The following is a 15761-nucleotide window of genomic DNA, read 5'->3' as shown; positions in this document are numbered from 1 at the left end:
CGGGGCGCTCGTCCACACCCCCGTGGCGGAAGGTCTCCGTGTCCACAGGTGGCCGAGCGGCGCTGTCGGTCAGGACGACCGGGTCCGAAGGTGGTTCCAGGCGGCGCGAGGTCGCCTGCCGAACCCTCTGAGGAGCACCGATGAACGAGACCAGCATCACCGTGCACGGCAACGTCGTGAGCGAGCCCGTCGAGCGACAGGCCCGTAACGGCAGCACCTACACCACCTTCCGCGTCGCGACGACGCCCTACCGCCGCACCCCTGACGGCAAGTTCGTCGACGGCGACACGAGCTTCTACGACGTCATCGCGTTCAACGCCCTCGCGGCCAACGTCGCGTCAGCCCTGCGCAAGGGGCAGCCCGTCATCGTCACGGGGCACATCTCGATCAAGCCGTACCTGAGCAACGACGGCACACCGCGCACCTCGCCGCAGATCGACGCCGCCCACATCGGCCACGACATGTCCTGGGGGCGGGCCACGTTCGAGCGCGTCAGCCGGGCGGCAGCACTCGGTCAGGACCGCACCGCCGACCCCGACGTCCAGGCCTCGGTTCGCGCGATGGCCGAGGGGGAGCCGGGACCGTCGGACGTGCGCCCGGCCCACGTCGACGCAGACGGGGTGGTCGACGACGACTACGACCCCGAGTCGGATGGCGCAACGGCCGCGAACATCGACGACGTCCGCGCGACGGGGGATCCCGAGACCGACGACTACGAGGTGGTCGAGCGGCTCACGGCCTGACGGTGGTGGCGGTCAGCGGGCGCGGACACCGATTCGGTGCCGCGCTCGCCGACAGATAGCCTTCTGCGCATGGCCGAGTACATCTACACCATGACCCGAGCGCGCAAGGCACACAACGAGAAGGTCATCCTCGATGACGTCTCGATGTCCTTCTACCCCGGCGCGAAGATCGGCATGGTCGGCCCCAACGGCGCCGGCAAGTCGACGATCCTCAAGATCATGGCCGGACTCGACCAGCCGAGCAACGGTGAGGCCCGCCTGGCCCCGGGCGCGAGCGTGGGCATCCTGCTCCAGGAGCCGCCGCTCAACGAGGACAAGACCGTCCTCGGCAACGTCGAGGAGGGCGCCGGCGAGATCAAGGCCAAGCTCGACCGCTACAACGAGATCTCCGCCCTGATGGCCGACCCCGACGCCGACTACGACGCCCTGCTCACCGAGATGGGCAAGCTGCAGGAGGACATCGACCACGCCGACGCGTGGGACCTCGACAGCCAGCTCGAGCAGGCCATGGACGCCCTTCGCTGCCCGCCGCCGGACTCGCCCGTGACCAACCTCTCCGGTGGTGAGCGTCGCCGCGTCGCGCTGTGCAAGCTGCTCCTGCAGAAGCCCGACCTGCTCCTGCTCGACGAGCCGACCAACCACCTCGACGCCGAGTCGGTGCTCTGGCTGGAGCAGCACCTCGAGACCTACCCCGGTGCTGTCATCGCCGTCACCCACGACCGCTACTTCCTCGACAACGTCGCGCAGTGGATCGCCGAGGTCGACCGCGGTCGGCTCTACCCCTACGAGGGCAACTACTCGACCTACCTCGAGAAGAAGTCCGAGCGCCTCACGATCCAGGGCAAGAAGGACGCCAAGCTGGCCAAGCGGCTCAAGACCGAGCTCGAGTGGGTCCGCAGCAACGCCAAGGGCCGTCAGGTCAAGAGCAAGGCTCGACTGGCCCGCTACGAGGAGATGGCGGCCGAGGCCGAGCGCACGCGCAAGCTCGACTTCGAGGAGCTGCAGATCCCGCCGGGCCCGCGCCTCGGCTCGACGGTCATCGAGGTCAAGAACCTCAAGAAGGGCTTCGGCGACCGGGTCCTCATCGACAACCTGTCGTTCTCACTGCCCCGCAACGGCATCGTCGGCGTCATCGGCCCCAACGGTGTCGGCAAGTCGACCCTCTTCAAGACCATCGTCGGCTTCGAGGAGCCCGACGGGGGCGAGGTGAAGATCGGCGAGACCGTCAAGATCTCCTACGTCGACCAGGGCCGGGAGGGCCTCGACCCCAAGAAGAACCTCTGGGAGATCGTGTCCGACGGCCTCGACCACATGAAGGTCGGCAACGTCGAGATCCCGTCGCGGGCCTACGTGTCGCAGTTCGGCTTCAAGGGCCCCGACCAGCAGAAGCTCTCCGGCGTCCTGTCCGGTGGTGAGCGCAACCGTCTCAACCTCGCGCTCACCCTCAAGCAGGGCGGCAACCTCCTGCTCCTCGACGAGCCGACCAACGACCTCGACGTCGAGACCCTCGGCTCGCTCGAGAACGCGCTGCTCGAGTTCTCGGGCTGCGCGGTCGTCATCACCCACGACCGGTGGTTCCTCGACCGGGTCGCGACGCACATCCTCGCCTACGAGGGCACCGAGGAGAATCCCGCCAACTGGTACTGGTTCGAGGGCAACTTCGAGTCCTACGAGGCCAACAAGGTCGAGCGCCTGGGTCCGGAGGCAGCCCGACCGCACCGCGTCACCTACCGCAAGCTGACGCGCGACTGATCGCGCGAGCGACGGCGACGCCGTCGACGAGAGGGCCGGGATGCACCCGCATCCCGGCCCTCTGGCGTCAGATCCAGCCCTTGCGCCGGAAGACGCCGTAGAGCGTGACGGCCACGCCGGCGATGACAGCCGCACTGAAGAGCACACCCCAGGGGCGCCCGAAGCCGGGGTAGGGCACGTTCTGGCCGAACCATCCCGTCACCGCGGTCGGGACGGCGATGATCGCGGCCCAGCCGGTGAGCTTCTTCATGACCGTGTTGAGCCGGGCGTCCTGCAGCGACAGGTTGGTCTCGAAGATCGTCGTCACCATGTCGCGCAGCGACTCGGTCCACTCGGCGGCGCGGAGGACGTGGTCGTAGAGGTCGTCGTAGAAGCCGTCGAGCTCGGTGTGCCGCTGGTCGAGCTCGCCCCGGTGCCGGAGCACCGCGTTGACGACGTCGCGCATCGGCAGCACGACACGTCGCAGCTCGACGAGCTCCTTGCGCAGCCGGTAGGTGCGCACCTGGACGGCGTGCGTCCGGCTGCTCTCGTCGAAGAGCAGGTCTTCGAGGTCCTCGATCGCGTCGTCGAGCTGCTGGATCGCCTCGAAGTGCCCGTCGACCACGGTGTCGAGCAGCCCGTGCACGAGCGCTCCGACGCCGAGGTCGAGCAGCTCGGGGTCGTCGTTCCACCGGTCGAGCACCTGCTGCATGTCGACGTCGTCGCTGCCGCGGACGGTGATGATGCCCCCGGGGAGCACGAAGGCCGAGATCCGTGCCGTGCGCAGGCGGGACTCCGGCCCCGGGGGCTCGGGGTCGTCTGCGCCCGTGGCGGTGCCGCCGGGCTCGAGCCGTGTGGCGTAGACGGTGATGAAGGTGTGCTTGGCGTGCCGGGTCGCCTTCGGTCGCTCGCCGGCGGAGACGGCGTCCTCGACGGCGTGCGGGTCGAGCCCGAGCTCCGCGGACAGGGCGCGCAGCCCGGCGTGGTCCGGCTCGCACAGGTCGACCCAGATGAGCGAGTTCTCACGCTCTAGGAGCTCGGACACGTCCTCGAGGGGGAAGCCCTCGTCGACGACCTTGCCGTGCTCCCACCGGCAGGAGGTGATGCGTCCGGCTGCGTCGTTGCCCACTCGCCCAGTCTCTCAGTCGATCTCCCTCGAGAGTGAGACGTAGGCGGGTGCGCCGGGTTCGGGATCAGGCGATGAGGGGGGTGACGTCGTGGGCTGTGGGGCGCTCGCCCAGCGCGAGCTGCCAGGCGTTCGCGAGGCGGCGCCCCACCTCGTCAGCCTCGTCGGGGGCGACGCAGAAGGGCACCCGGACCCACCGGGTGAAGCCACCCTCGACCCCGAACTGGCTGCCGCGGGCCAGTCGCACGCCGGCGGACTCGGCGACCCGGGCCAGCTCGTCGCCGCGGGCCTCGGGCAGCTCGCACCAGAGGTTCAGACCGCCGGTGGGCACGGTGAAGCGCCAGTCGGGCACGTGCTGCCGGAGCGCCACGACGAGGGCGTCGCGGCGCGCACGAGCCTCCCGACGCCGTTCGGCCAGGAGTGCCTCGCCCTGGCGGAGCAGGTCGGTGACGACGAGCTGCTCGAGGATCGCGGTGCCGAGGTCAAGACTGTGGCGCGCCTCGATGACGGACTCCGCGCGGCCCTCGGGGGCCCGTACCCACCCGACGCGCAGGCCGCCCCACCACGTCTTGCCGGCGCTGCCGAGGGTGTGGGCCCCGCGTGACGAGGCGGCGAAGGGAGCCGGACGCGTGGCGGTGGCTGACGTGTCGAGTCCGAGCTCGACGAACGTCTCGTCGACGACGGGCATCGCCTTCGTCCGGGCGAGCACCTGTGCGAGCGCCTCACGTGTCGGGGTGTCCATGACGAGCCCGGTCGGGTTCTGGTGGTCGGGGATGAGGTATGCCGCCCGGGCGCCGCTCTGACGCAGGCCGACCTCGATCGCGTCGACGTCCCACCCCGTCGCGGTCAACTGGGTGGGCACCGCGCGGTAGGCGGAGCGTCGCACTCCCACAACGGCATTCGGGTAGGTGGGACTTTCGACGAGGACGCGGTCCCCGACGTCGAGGTGGGCGCGCAGGACCGCCGACAAGCCGCTGTGGGCGCCCGATGTGACGACTACCTGGTCGGGTGACGTCACGAGGCCCCGCTCCTCGAACCAGCCGGCCACCGCTGCCCGGGTCTCGGGCAGCCCGCGCGGGTCGTAGCCCGCCGTCGCGAGGAACCGAGGCAGCTCGGCGAGCGCACGCTCGTAGGCCGCGGTGACACCGGCGGCGGCCGGGAGGGCGGCATACGTCAGGTCGATGACGTCGGGCGGGACGTCGGTGGGGATGAGGCCGGCCTGCGAGAGCGCCAGTCCTGACGGACCCGTCGGCAGGCAGACGACGCTGCCCGAGCCTCGACGAGTCGCGATGAAACCCTCGTCGCGCAGCGCGTCGAGCGCCGCGCCGACGGTGGTCCGGCTGAGGCCGAGCTCGGTCGTCAGCGTGCGCTCGCTCGGCAGGCGCGTGCCGACGAGGAGCCTCCCGTCGGAGATGAGGCGTCGGATGCCGTCCGCGAGGCTGCGGTAGGCCGGCCGGGGGAGCGGGTCAGCGCCGAGGAGCAGTGCCAGGGAGCGGGCCGAGACGGTGCGCACCGGTCCACTGTCGCACGACTGGCCCTTAAAAGTCAGTCCACTGCGCCGTCATGATGGACGGCATGCGCCGTCATGTCCAGCTTGCGAACCTCACCCCGCGCCAGCAGCTGCGCGCCGGACTGCTGCCACGCCGGCTTGCCCGGCTCATGGCCGGCCTCGTCCTCTATGGCGTGTCGATGGCGATGATGATCCGTTCGACGCTCGGCCTCGACCCGTGGGACGTCTTCCATGCGGGCATCGCGACGCACGTGCCGCTGACGTTCGGCCAGGTCACGATCATCGTCGGCGCCCTCGTCCTGCTGCTCTGGGTGCCGTTGCGGCAGTGGCCCGGGCTCGGCACGGTGGCCAACGTCGTCGTCATCGGTCTCGCCGCCGACGCGGGCCTGGCGCTCATCGCCCCACCCGAGTCGATGTGGGCACGCGTCCTGCTGCTCGGCTTCGGCATCGTCCTCAACGGAGTCGCCGGCGGGCTCTACATCGGCAGCCAGCTCGGCCCCGGTCCGCGTGACGGACTCATGACGGGCTTCGCGCGCCGCACCGGCCTGTCCATCCGCCTGGTGCGCACGACCATCGAGGTGGTCGTGCTGTCCGTGGGCTGGCTGCTCGGCGGACCCGTCGGCCTCGGCACCGTGCTGTATGCCGTGTCGATCGGCCCACTCGTCCAGTTCTTCCTGCCCCGCCTGACGGTCGACCTGGCAGGCGTCAGGCGCCGAGGCGCCACGAGTGAAGGACCCGGCATGAGCCCGGTTCGTACCAGACCAGGTCGAGTCGGTCAGCCCGACAGTGCGCCGGGACGTGCGGACCGACGAGGTCGCGCGTCGAGTCCTCGGTGACGTCGTCGCCCAGCGCGTCGAGCGTCAGGTGCGGGACGACGTCACCGAACCGGCCGGCATACGGCGGGCACTGCGGGAAGGCGGCCCAGAGCCTCGTGGTGAGGTCGGCGAAGGGGCCCGTGGGCTCGGGCAGGAGGTGCACGATGCCGTTGGGGAAGGTGTCGAGCTCCGCCAAGGTGAAGTCGAAGTGTCTGGTGGTGGAGGCGATCTCGGCGACCTTGTCGAGCACCTCGGCCGTGAGGTCGGCTCCGTCGAGGAACGGTGCGAGCGCCGTGACGTGGGCGTGCACGAAGCCCGGGTCGCTCGAGAGGTAGTCGGTGTCGTAGTGCCCGGTGCGGGCACGCACGAAGGGCTCGAGCTCGGGCACCGGGACCTGGAGCACCGAGTGACCCCTGACGGCCGGCGGCGCGCTCAGCGTCCGGCGCCCACGAGCCGGAGCGCGAGGGCGGCGTTCGTCGCGCCGATCTCGGCCGGGGTGCGCCGGATCGTCGGGGAGTACCAGCGGGCCACGTCGACGACGATCGAGAGCAGGGCCAGAGCGGTGTCGGCGCTGTCGTCGACGGAGAAGGTGGCGTCGGCGACGCCGCGGTCGAGGACGTCGCGCACGAGCGAGTCCATCTCCTTGCGCAGGGCGAGGACCTCGGCATGGTGCTCTGGGGTCAGGTGGTGGTGCTCGTACTGCACGACTCGCGCCACCTGGTACTGCTCGACGTGCCACTCGGTGAAGCGGGCCATGGCGGTGACGAGCTGCTCGGCCGGGGTCGCCCCGTCCGCGATGGCCGAGCGCAGCAGTCGGAGGGCCGACTCGTGCCCACTTCGGCTCAGGGCGAAGAGCAGCTCCTCCTTGGAGCCGAAGTGGACGTAGACGCCGGCGGGGGAGAGTCCGGCCCCGGACGCGATGTCGCGAGTCGTCGTGGCGTGGAAGCCCTTGTCTGCGAACGCGTGGGCTGCGGCTTGCAGGAGTCTCTCGACCGTGGACGCGTCGGGGTCGGACGTCCGGGCGCCTGCGGCTGGCGGGGTCGTGGTGGGCTGCGGCACGTTGACAGCATGCCGCAGGGGAGGGAAACTAAGCAAGCGCTTAGTTACCGGTGGGTACCGGCGCAACGCACCCGTGAGCACGCCCGATGGAGGACGCCATGCCCCGCAACATCTACGACGAGGACCACGAGGCGATGCGCGCGTCGGCGCGCGAGTTCGTCACCCGCACGCTCGCGCCCCGCGCGCAGGAGATGATCGAGGGCAAGTCGATCCCGCGCGACATCTGGCTCGAGGCCGGCAAGCAGGGCTTCTTCGGCCTCGACATCCCCGAGGAGTTCGGCGGCGCCGGGGTCGACGACTACCGCTTCAACGCCGTCGTCGCCGAGGAGATGTCCCGCTTCAACGCGGCGACGAGCTCCTGCTTCGGCATCCACTCCGACGTGTGCCCGCCCTACATCGTCGACCTCGGCACCGAGGAGCAGAAGCAGCGCTGGCTGCCCGGCATGGCGAGCGGCCAGCTCATCTGCGCCATCGCGATGACCGAGCCCTCCGGCGGCTCCGACCTCGCAGCCCTCAAGACGACCGCGGTCCGCGACGGTGACGCCTGGGTCCTCAACGGCTCCAAGACCTTCATCACCAACGGCTACCAGGCCGACCTCGTCATCGTGGCGGCCCGGACCGACCCGTCGAAGGGCGCCAAGGGCATCACGTTGCTCATGGTCGAGCGCGGCATGGAGGGCTTCGTCAACGGGCGCAAGCTCGACAAGGTCGGGATGGACGAGTCCGACACGGCCGAGCTCTTCTTCGAGAACGTCCGTGTCCCCGACGAGAACCGTCTCGGACCTGAGGGAATGGGGTTCATCTCGATGATGCAGCGCCTCCCGCAGGAGCGCGTCGGCGCCGCGGTCTCCAACGTCGCCCACGCCAAGGCGATCCTCGAGGAGACCATCCAGTACGCCAAGGACCGCAAGGCCTTCGGCCAGCCGATCGGCGCCTTCCAGCACAACAAGTTCCTCATGGCCGAGCTCGTCACGAAGATCGAGGTGGCGGAGGCCTACGTCGACGACTGCGTCGCCGCCCACGCCGAGGGCAAGCTGTCCGCCGTCGACGCCGCCAAGGCGAAGTGGTGGAGCTCGCAGGTGCAGAACGACGTGCTCGACCACTGCGTCCAGCTGCACGGCGGCTACGGCTTCATGAACGAGTACCGCGTGGCCCGCGCCTGGCGCGACGCCCGGGTCACGAAGATCTGGGCCGGCTCGAACGAGATCATGAAGGAGCTCATCGGCCGGGACCTCGGCTTCTGATGGGGGCCACCGGCAACGGCGGACGCCACGAGGGCGCCGTCGCGATCATCACGGGCGCCAGCCGCGGGATCGGCCTCGGCATCGCCGAGCGCCTCGTCGCCGAGGGTGCGAAGGTCGTCATCACCGCCCGGCGGCCCGAGGCGCTGGCGGAGGCCGTCGAGCAGCTGGGCGGCACCGAGAACGCCCTCGGCATCGCGGGCAACGCGGCCGACGAGGCGCACCAGGACGAGGTCATCGCCAGGGCCCGTGAGACGTTCGGCGGGCTGCACCTGCTCGTCAACAACACCGGCATCAACCCGGTCTACGGCCCGATGCTCGACTCGGGGCTCGACATCGCGCGCAAGGTGCTCGACGTCAACGTCGTCGCCGCCTTCTCGTGGATCAAGAAGGCCGTCGCCGCAGGGCTGGGCGACGAGAGCCATCCCGGTGCCGTGGTCAACCTCGCCTCGGTCGCCGGTCAGGGCGCCAGCGGCGTCATCGGCTGGTACGGCGTGTCCAAGGCGGCACTCATCCACCTGACGACCGAGCTGGGCTACGAGCTCGGTCCCGACGTCCGTGTCAACGCCGTCGCCCCCGCCGTCGTCAAGACGAAGTTCGCCGAGGCGCTGTACGAGGGGCGTGAGGAGAAGGTGGTCCGCGCCTACCCGATGAAGCGGCTCGGCCTGCCCGAGGACGTCGCCGGCGCCGTCAGCTTCCTGCTGAGCAGCGATGCCTCGTGGGTCACCGGGCAGACGTTGACCATCGACGGCGGCGTGACGCTGGGCGGGGCCCTGTAGCCAGGGGCCGCGACCGATCTCCCGGGTCGACCTCACCCCCACCGGCGCTGTCTCCACGCCGACCGGACCGGGTACAAGACTCGCGGACGCCCTGGCTGAGCAGCGTCTTCCCGCCGTGCGCCGTCGACGCCCCCCTCGGGGGCATGTCGACCGGCATACGGCCGCCTTGCGCTCGACGGGCCTCGGCAGGGAAGAATGCGCTCTGCGGCCATCGTCGTCCGCTGGTGGCCACGCAGTGGCGCCGCGGCCCCGCGCCGCAACCGAACGACGGAAAGTAGCAGTTCATGGAGATCTGGCCGGGCAAGCCCTACCCCCTCGGGGCAACGTACGACGGGTCCGGGGTCAACTTCGCGGTCTTCTCCGAGGCTGCCGAGCGCGTCGAGCTTTGCCTGCTCGACGACGACCTCGCCGAGACGCGCCTCGACCTGCCCGAGACGGACGGCTTCGTCTGGCACGGCTACGTCCCCTACGTGCAGCCGGGGCAGCGCTACGGGTTCCGCGTGCACGGGCCCTACGATCCCGAGCACGGCCATCGCTGCAACCCGAGCAAGTTCCTGCTCGACCCGTACGCCAAGGCGATCGAGGGGCAGGCCGAGAACGACCAGTCGCTCTACTCGTACACCTTCGGTGACGAGGACGCGGCGACGACGACGGAGATCAACACCGACGACAGCGTGCGCCACACGATGCACTCCGTCGTCATCAACCCGTTCTTCGACTGGGGCGACGACCGTCCGCCCCGCCACGAGTACCACGAGAGCATCATCTACGAGGCCCACGTCAAGGGCCTGACGATGCTCCACCCGGAGATCCCCGAGGAGATCCGCGGCACCTACGCCGGCATCGGCCACCCCGCCATGATCAAGCACCTGAGCGAGCTGGGCATCACCGCCATCGAGCTGATGCCGGTGCACCAGTTCGTCCAGGACGCGCCCCTCGTGGACCGTGGACTGTCGAACTACTGGGGCTACAACACCATCGGCTTCCTCGCGCCGCACAACGAGTACGCGGCCGGCGGGCAGCGCGGGCAGCAGGTCCTCGAGTTCAAGGCCATGGTCAAGGAGCTGCACGCGGCCGACATCGAGGTCATCCTCGACGTCGTCTACAACCACACGGCCGAGGGCAACCACATGGGGCCGACGCTCGCGTTCCGCGGGCTCGACAACAACAGCTACTATCGCCTCGTCAGTGACGACCTGACGCACTACTACGACACGACCGGCACCGGCAACAGCCTCCTCATGCGCAGCCCGCACGTGCTGCAGCTGATCATGGACTCGCTGCGCTACTGGGTCACCGAGATGCACGTCGACGGCTTCCGGTTCGACCTCGCTGCGACCCTGGCCCGCCAGTTCCACGAGGTCGACAAGCTGTCCGCCTTCTTCGACCTCATCCAGCAGGACCCGGTCGTCAGCCAGGTCAAGCTCATCGCCGAGCCGTGGGACGTCGGCGAGGGTGGCTACCAGGTCGGCAACTTCCCGCCGCTGTGGACCGAGTGGAACGGGAAGTACCGCGACACCGTGCGCGACTTCTGGCGCGGCGAGGGTGGCGCCCTCGGCGAGTTCGCGTCTCGCTTCACAGGATCCAGCGACCTCTACGAGCACTCCGGCCGCAAGCCGATCGCCTCGATCAACTTCGTCACCGCCCATGACGGGTTCACCCTGCGCGACCTCGTGTCCTACAACGAGAAGCACAACGAGGCCAACGGCGAGGGCAACAACGACGGCGAGAGCCACAACCGCTCGTGGAACTGCGGCGTCGAGGGCCCGACGGACGATCCCGGGATCCGCGACCTGCGGCTGCGTCAGCAGCGCAACTTCCTCACCACCCTGCTCTTCTCGCAGGGCGTGCCGATGATGCTCCACGGCGACGAGCTCGGTCGCACCCAGAGCGGCAACAACAACGGCTACTGCCAGGACAACGACATCTCGTGGATCCAGTGGATCCTCGACGAGGACGACCAGAAGCTCCTCGCCTTCACGCAGTCGCTGGTGAAGCTGCGTCGGGAGCACCCGGTCTTCCGACGCCGTCGGTTCTTCGCGGGCAGCGCCGACCACGGCGGCGAGAGCGAGCTCGGCGACATCGCCTGGTTCACCCCCGAGGCCCAGCACATGGACGAGGAGGACTGGAGCAACGGCCTGGCCAAGTCACTCATGATCTTCCTCAACGGCTCGGCGATCCCCGAGCCGGACCCGCGCGGGCAGCAGATCCTCGACGACTCGTTCCTCGTCATGTTCAACGCGCACGACGAGCCGCTCGCGTTCACGCTGCCCGAGGAGGAGTACGGCGCGCACTGGCTCCCGGTCATCGACACGGCGCTGCATGAGATCGACGCCAGCCCGCTCGACCCGACGTGGCAGATCCAGGTCCAGCCGCGCAGCATCGTCGTCCTGAGGTGTCCGCGCGTGGAGGTCTCGCCGGTTGTCCCCGGCGTCACCCTGGAGGCCACCGCGTGAGGTACGCCAACGCACCCGTCTCCACCTTCCGTCTCCAGCTCGAGCCGGACTTCACCCTCGACGACGCGGTCGCGCAGGTGGATCACCTTGCGACACTGGGGATCACGCACCTCTACCTGTCGCCCGTCCTGCAGGCGACCGTCGGCTCCAAGCACGGCTACGACGTCACCGACCACACGACGGTCGCCGAGGGACTCGGCGGCGACGCCGGGTTCGCGCGCCTCGTCGAGGCCGCCCACGCAGCCGGCCTCGGTGTCGTCGTCGACGTCGTGCCGAACCACATGACCACCCCGACGCCGCTCTCGCTCAACCGTCCGCTGTGGTCGGTGCTCCGCGAGGGCCGACAGTCGGCATACGCCACGTGGTTCGACGTCGACTGGGACGCCCAGGGCGGCCGCATCCTCATGCCTGTGCTCGGTTCGCCGCTCGACGAGGTGCTCGCTGCGGGCGAGATCTCCGTCGGAGAGCACGAGGGTGAGCCGGTCGTGCAGTACTACGACCACGTCTTCCCGCTCGCCTCCGGGACCGACCCGGGAATGCCGCTGGCCGACCTCCTCGACGCCCAGCACTACCGTCTCGCGTCGTGGACGATCGGGGACTCGGAGCTGAACTACCGTCGCTTCTTCGACGTCACCTCCCTCATCGCGGTGCGCGTCGAGGATCCCGAGGTGTTCGACGCCACCCACGCGCTGCTCGTCGACGGCATCCGCTCCGGCGCCATCGACGGCCTGCGCATCGACCACCCCGACGGCCTCGCCGACCCCGAGGGCTACCTCGAGCGACTCGGCGAGGCGACCGGTGACGCGTGGGTCGTCGTCGAGAAGATCCTCGAGGGGTCGGAGCAGCTGCCGCACGGGTGGCGGACGGCCGGGACGACCGGATACGACGCCCTGCTGCGCGTCGGCGGCCTCTTCGTCGACCCGGCCGGTGCGCAGCCGCTCGACGACCTCTCGACGGAGCTGCTCGGCGAGCGACAGGACCTCGAGGCCATCGTCACGGCGTCGAAGCGGTGGGTCGTGCAGGTCATGCTCGCCACCGAGGTGAGCCGGCTGCTGCGACTCGTCGCACGGGCGCGGCCCGACCTCGACGCCGACGCGGCGCGTCAGGTCATCGAGGCGATGCTCGTCGGCATGGACCGCTATCGCGTCTACCTGCGGCCGGGCACGCCTCCCCACCCGCACGATGCTGACGAGCTCCAGTCGGCCGTGTCGCGCGGCGAGGAGAGCGCGCGTGGGGCCCTCGACCGTGGGACCGTCGAGGCCGTCGTCGACCTCGCGCTGGGGCAGGCGTCACCCGACGACCAGGCCGCCGCCGACGAGTTGGTCGTCCGGTTCCAGCAGACGTGCGGTCCGGCCATGGCCAAGGCGATCGAGGACACGGCGTACTACCGCTACGTGCGCCTCGTCGGGCTCAACGAGGTGGGCGGCGATCCCACCCTGGTGGGCGTGCCGACCCAGGAGTTCCACGAGTTCGCGCAGGACCTGCTGGGCGCGTGGCCGCAGTCGATGACGACGCTCTCCACCCACGACACCAAGCGCGCGGAGGACGTCCGGGCGCGGCTCTTCGTCCTCGCCGAGCGACCCGACGCGTGGGCGTCCTGGGTGCGCACGGCCCGTGAGCTCGCTGCACCGGTGCGAGCCGAGGAGCTCGACGTGCTCACCGAGTACTTCCTGTGGCAGACCCTCGTCGGCGCGTGGCCGATCAGCGAGGACCGCCTGCAGGCCTACGCCCTCAAGGCGATCCGGGAGTCGAAGCTCTACACGCGGTGGACCGAGCCCGACGAGGCCTACGAGTCGGCCGTCGAGCGCTTCGTCTCCGGAGTCGTGACGACGCCCGAGATCGTGGCTCATGTCGAGTCCTGGGTCGGGTCGACGAGACGCGAGACGCGGGCGAACGTGCTCGGTCAGAAGCTCGTCCAGCTGACGATGCCGGGCGTGCCGGACGTCTACCAGGGCACGGACCTCGTCGACCTCTCTCTCGTCGACCCGGACAACCGCCGCGCGGTCGACTACGCGGAGCGTCGGGGTCGCCTCGCGCGTCTCGACGGTGGTGCCGTCCCGGCCGACCTGCACGACGAGAAGCTGCTCGTGACGAGCGCAGCCCTGCGCACGCGCCGGGAGCGGGCGGACTTCTTCACGGGGGAGAACGCGACGTACCTCCCCGTGGCGACGACGTCCGAGCACGCCGTGGCGTTCGGTCGCGGCACGGGCGAGGCCGTCGAGGTCGTCACGGTGGTGACCCGTCTTGCCGGACGGCTCGCGGATGCCGGCGGCTACGGCGAGGCCACGGTGGAGCTGCCCGAGGGCCGCTGGTCCGACGTCATCTCGTCGCGGACGTTCGTTGGTGGACCGACTCCTCTCGCGGACGTCGTGGGCGCAGGTCTGCCGGTCGCCCTGCTCGTGCGGGTACGGGACGAGTCATGACCTCCGAGATCGAAAGCATCCGCGTCTGGGCGCCCTCTGCGTCCCGGGTCGACATCCTCGTCACGCCGCTCGAGGGCCAGCACGAGCCGACGACGGCTGTGCGACGTCACGCCATGACCGCCGAGGACGGCGGCTGGTGGTCGTGGCCGCGCCCCGACCAGGGCGCGCTGGACTACTCCTTCAGCGTCAACGGCGGGGATCCGCGTCCCGACCCGCGCAGTGCCTGGCTGCCTCACGGCGTCCACGGGGCGAGCCGCACCTATGACGCGGCGGCGTACGCCTGGAGCGACGCGAGCTGGCCCGGCACCCGCGACGGCCGCGGCGTGCTCGGCGGGGTCGTCTACGAGATGCACGTCGGCACGTTCACGCCCGAGGGCACCTTCGATGCGGCGATCGGCCACCTGGGGCACCTCGTCGATCTCGGCGTCGACGTCGTCGAGGTCATGCCCGTCGCGGCCTTCGGGGGGACGCACGGCTGGGGCTACGACGGGGTCGCGCCGTATGCCGTCCAGCAGGCCTACGGCGGTCCGGCCGCGTTCCAGCGCTTCGTCGACGCGTGCCACGCACGCGGCCTCGGAGTCTGCCTCGACGTCGTCTACAACCACCTCGGACCCACGGGCAACTACCTCGCCGAGTTCGGGCCCTACTTCACCGACACCCACACCACGCCGTGGGGACCGGCCGTCAACCTGGATGCCGACGGCAGCCACGAGGTGCGCCGCTGGGTGATCGACAACGCCCTGCGCTGGTTCCGTGACTTCCACGTCGACGCGCTCCGTCTGGACGCCGTGCACGAGCTGCGTGACGAGTCCGAGCCCCACGTCCTCGCCCAGCTGTCCGACGAGACCGCTTCTCTCGCAATGGAGCTCGGGCGTCCGCTCGACCTCATCGCCGAGAGTGACCTCAACGACGCCGTCATGGTGACGCCGACCGGTGAGGGCGGCCGGGGCATGACGGCGCAGTGGGACGACGACATCCACCACGCGCTCCATGTCGCGCTGACGGGGGAGACGCAGGGCTACTACGCCGACTTCGCCGGTGGCACGGAGGCGTGGCCCGAGGGGGGTCCCATCTCCGTGCTGGCCAAGACGCTCTCCGAGGCGTTCCTGCACGACGGCCGCATGTCGACCTTCCGCGGTTCCGTCTGGGGCGCGCGTGTCGACCGGGAGGCGCGGTCGGGGCACCAGTTCATCGCCTACCTCCAGACCCATGACCAGGTCGGCAACCGCGCCACCGGCGACCGCATCAGCGACCAGGTCTCGCCGGGTCGCCAAGCCGTCGGCGCCGCGCTCTACCTGCTCTCACCCTTCACGGCGATGGTCTTCATGGGTGAGGAGTGGCGCGCCAGCACCCCGTTCGCCTTCTTCACCTCGTTCGAGGAGGACTGGCTCGCCGAGGCCGTCCGCTCGGGCCGGCGTGCCGAGTTCGCCGCCCACGGGTGGGACGAGGCGGACGTGCCGGACCCGCAGGACCCCGCGACGCGAGCGCACAGCGTGCTCGACTGGAGCGAGCCGAGCGCGCCCGGGCACAACGAGATGCTGCACTTCTACCGTGAGCTGATCAAGGTGCGCCGGACCCAGCCCGACGTCGCGTCCGGCGACCTCCGCGCCACGTCGGTCCGGTTCGACGAGGACGCGGAGTGGATCATCATGTCGCGCGGCTCCGTCCATGTCGTCGCCAACCTGGCGGGCCGCGCGCAGGTGGTGCCGTTCCACGGCGAGGTCGAACACGTGCTCGCGTCCTGGGGTCGGGCCCCGATCGTCGACTCGCACGGCGTCGGACTCGACGGCCACGACGTGGCGGTCCTGCGCACGACGGCCTGACGCGCCCACTCGACCGGCCCCGTCACACCACCCCGCGAGGTGTGCGTGTGGTGAC

At 70.2% G+C, this 15761-nt stretch carries 11 protein-coding genes and 1 pseudogene; 8 read left to right on the top strand and 4 right to left on the bottom strand.

The features are described from left to right. The first annotated feature begins 140 nt into the window (after positions 1-140). Together AB4030_RS16905 and ettA are read left to right on the top strand one after the other, a co-directional pair. Complete coding sequence (locus AB4030_RS16905) at positions 141-743, top strand: single-stranded DNA-binding protein (RefSeq protein WP_442280369.1); 603 nt, start codon at positions 141-143, stop codon at positions 741-743. 69 nt (positions 744-812) lie between these two features. Further along, the gene (gene ettA, locus AB4030_RS16900) at positions 813-2495 is read left to right on the top strand and encodes an energy-dependent translational throttle protein EttA (protein WP_442280368.1); all 1683 of its coding nucleotides are present in this window, start codon (positions 813-815) and stop codon (positions 2493-2495) included. Between the two features lie 67 nt (positions 2496-2562). Here the strand turns inward: ettA and AB4030_RS16895 are convergent, their stop codons facing one another. Then, the gene (locus AB4030_RS16895; RefSeq protein WP_442280367.1) at positions 2563-3603 is read right to left on the bottom strand and encodes a magnesium transporter CorA family protein; all 1041 of its coding nucleotides are present in this window, start codon (positions 3601-3603) and stop codon (positions 2563-2565) included. A 64-nt stretch (positions 3604-3667) separates the two neighbouring features. Beyond that, on the bottom strand, positions 3668-5113 hold the full coding sequence (gene yczR / locus AB4030_RS16890) for a MocR-like transcription factor YczR (protein ID WP_442280366.1): 1446 nt from the start codon (positions 5111-5113) through the stop codon (positions 3668-3670). Between the two features lie 62 nt (positions 5114-5175). On the opposite strand from yczR, the gene yczE reads away from it, so the two are divergent. Continuing rightward, a complete protein-coding gene (gene yczE / locus AB4030_RS16885) occupies positions 5176-5946 on the top strand; it encodes a membrane protein YczE (protein WP_442280365.1) in 771 nt (256 codons plus the stop codon). Here yczE and AB4030_RS16880 read toward each other — a convergent pair. Both AB4030_RS16880 and AB4030_RS16875 read right to left on the bottom strand, forming a co-directional pair. Beyond that, a pseudogene (locus AB4030_RS16880) lies at positions 5921-6292 on the bottom strand (2'-5' RNA ligase family protein); the annotation flags it as partial. The gene yczE and the pseudogene AB4030_RS16880 sit on opposite strands and share 26 nt — an antisense overlap. Positions 6293-6357: 65 nt before the next feature. After that, positions 6358-6984 (bottom strand): TetR/AcrR family transcriptional regulator, encoded by a 627-nt coding sequence (locus AB4030_RS16875; RefSeq protein ID WP_442280364.1) that lies wholly within the window; start codon positions 6982-6984, stop codon positions 6358-6360. Between the two features lie 98 nt (positions 6985-7082). Here AB4030_RS16875 and AB4030_RS16870 point away from each other — a divergent pair, with 98 nt between their 5' ends. The 5 genes from AB4030_RS16870 (at position 7083) to treZ (ending at position 15706) form a co-directional block, all read left to right on the top strand. Further along, on the top strand, positions 7083-8228 hold the full coding sequence (locus AB4030_RS16870; protein ID WP_442280363.1) for an acyl-CoA dehydrogenase family protein: 1146 nt from the start codon (positions 7083-7085) through the stop codon (positions 8226-8228). Continuing rightward, positions 8228-9004, top strand: a complete 777-nt coding sequence (locus AB4030_RS16865) for an SDR family oxidoreductase (RefSeq protein WP_442280362.1) — start codon at positions 8228-8230, stop codon at positions 9002-9004. Before AB4030_RS16870 ends, AB4030_RS16865 begins: the two co-directional genes overlap by 1 nt. Before the next feature lie 284 nt (positions 9005-9288). Then, positions 9289-11460, top strand: a complete 2172-nt coding sequence (gene glgX, locus AB4030_RS16860) for a glycogen debranching protein GlgX (protein ID WP_442280361.1) — start codon at positions 9289-9291, stop codon at positions 11458-11460. Beyond that, a complete protein-coding gene (treY, locus tag AB4030_RS16855; RefSeq protein WP_442280360.1) occupies positions 11457-13883 on the top strand; it encodes a malto-oligosyltrehalose synthase in 2427 nt (808 codons plus the stop codon). The genes glgX and treY overlap by 4 nt, the downstream gene beginning before the upstream one ends. Beyond that, the gene (treZ, locus tag AB4030_RS16850) at positions 13880-15706 is read left to right on the top strand and encodes a malto-oligosyltrehalose trehalohydrolase (RefSeq protein WP_442280359.1); all 1827 of its coding nucleotides are present in this window, start codon (positions 13880-13882) and stop codon (positions 15704-15706) included. The genes treY and treZ overlap by 4 nt, the downstream gene beginning before the upstream one ends. Positions 15707-15761 lie beyond the last annotated feature (55 nt).

The sequence above is a fragment of the Terrabacter sp. 2YAF2 genome (assembly GCF_052114705.1).
GTDB lineage: Bacteria > Actinomycetota > Actinomycetes > Actinomycetales > Dermatophilaceae > Terrabacter.
Note: the sequence above shows the minus strand (reverse complement) of the source record. Positions and strands in the feature narration are given on the sequence as shown.